Source organism: Deltaproteobacteria bacterium PRO3, assembly GCA_030263375.1.
Taxonomy (GTDB): Bacteria; UBA10199; UBA10199; order DSSB01; family DSSB01; genus DSSB01.
Genome location: SZOV01000191.1, coordinates 1 through 1902, shown reverse-complemented (window position 1 = coordinate 1902; position 1902 = coordinate 1). Strand labels below are relative to the sequence as shown.

At 64.7% G+C, this 1902-nt stretch carries 2 protein-coding genes; both read left to right on the top strand.

Annotated elements, in window-relative coordinates:
• On the top strand, window positions 1-1151 hold a 1151-nt coding region (locus tag FBR05_15225; protein MDL1873531.1), incomplete at its 5' end, for an insulinase family protein.
• Window positions 1148-1902, top strand: a 755-nt coding sequence (locus tag FBR05_15220; GenBank protein ID MDL1873530.1) for an insulinase family protein, incomplete at its 3' end; no start/stop codon positions are given. The genes FBR05_15225 and FBR05_15220, both read left to right, overlap by 4 nt.

Sequence of the window (1902 nt, the reverse complement as noted above, 5' to 3'; positions counted from 1 at the left end):
AGCTGCAGAAGGCCCAGGGCCCGCGCCGCGCCGCCTTGGCCAAGCGGCTCGAGGGCCTCGTCGCCGAGGCGGGCCGGCTGGTCGTGAAGGAGGAATTCTCCAAGATCTACTTGCGTAACGGCGGCGCCGACCTCAACGCCACCACCAGCCAGGACCTGACCAGCTATTTCGTCCAGCTCCCCAACACCAAGCTGCGCCTCTGGGCCTACCTCGAGTCCAGCCGGCTGCGCGACCCGGTGTTCCGCGAATTCTACACCGAACGCGACGTCGTCCAAGAGGAACGCCGCACCCGCATCGACGACTCGCCCTTCGGCAAGCTCTACGAGGCGCTGATGGCCCTGGCCTTCGAGACCAGCCCCTATCGCCGGCCCACCATCGGCTATCCCGCCGACCTGCAGAGGCTGAGCGCCAGCGACCTCAAGGCCTTCTATAAGAAGTATTACGTCCCCGGAAACATGGTGGGGACCTTGGTGGGCGACATCGACCCCGACGAGGCGGCCAAGATCCTCGAGGAATATTTCGGCAAGATCCCGGCGGGGCCCGCGCCGCCCAAGGTCGAGGTCCGCGAACCCGAACCGCAACAGGAGAAGCGCGTCGAGGTCCCCTTCGATGCCTCGCCGGCCCTGATGGCGGGCTACCTCAAGCCCACCATGCCGCACCCTGACGACTACGTCTTCGACATCCTGGATCAGGTGCTCTGCGAGGGGCGCACCAGCCGCCTTTACAAGCGCCTCGTCGTCCAAGACCGGCTGGTCCAGAACGTCGCCTGCAGCGCCTCCTCCCCGGGCAGCCGCCTGGACAACCTCTTCTTCATCTATGCCTCCATCCTCCCCGGGCACGTCGCCGACGAGGTCCTGAAGGCGGTGGACGACGAGCTCGGCAAGATTCTACGGGAGGGCGTCGGTTCGGAGGAATTGAAGAAGGCCAAAAAGAACCTGCTCGCGGCCTGGAACTACGAGATGCAGAGCAACGACGAGGCTGCCCAGCTGCTCAGCTACTTCGAGGCCCTGGCCGGCGGTTGGCGCTACGTCTTGGAGCATCCGAAGCGGATTCAGGCGGTGAGCTCCCAAGACCTGCAGCGCGTGACCCGGCAGTACCTCAAGCCCGAACGGCGCCGCACCGCGGTCCTGAAACCGACCAAGAAATCATGAAACCTATTTATCGCCATTTTGCTTTATCCATCCTTTTTTTAACGGCTTTTTCGGGGGCCCTACGGGCGGCGGAGTCCGGTTGGACCGCCCTCGAAAAGACCCCCCTGCCCGAGATCCACGTCCCGAAGATCGACCGGCTCACCCTGGGCAACGGCCTCCAGCTCTTGATGCTGCAGGACCACGAGCTGCCGGTGGTGCGGGGCTTCCTCTACGTGCGCACCGGGGCCCTCTACGACCCGCCCGGCAAGCTGGGCCTGGCCGCGATGACCGGCAAGCTGCTCCGGGAGGGCGGCACCCTGAAGCGACCGCCCGAGCGCTTCGAGGCCGAGCTCGCCGCGGTCGGCGCCGACATCGAATCGGACATCTCGCGGGAATTTGGCGCCATCGGCTTCAAGTGCCTGAAGGAGGACCTGCCGAAGGTCCTGGAGCTGCTCTTCGAGATGCTCCGCGAGCCGGCCTTCGACGCCAAGAAGCTCGAGCTGGTGCGCCTGCAGATGCTCGAGCAGCTGCGTCGGCAGAACGACGACCCCGGCAAGATCGCGGTGCGCGAGTTTCCCAAGCTGCTCTACGGCAAGGACAGCGTTTGGGCCAGGACCCCGACGCCGGAGATGTTGAAGTCCCTCACCCGGGACGACGTGCTCGACTTTTATAAAAAATATTTCTTTCCCGACCGCATCATCCTCGCCGTCTCGGGGGATTTTTCGAAACAGGCCCTCGTGAAGCGGGTCGAGGCCTTGACGAAGGATTGGCC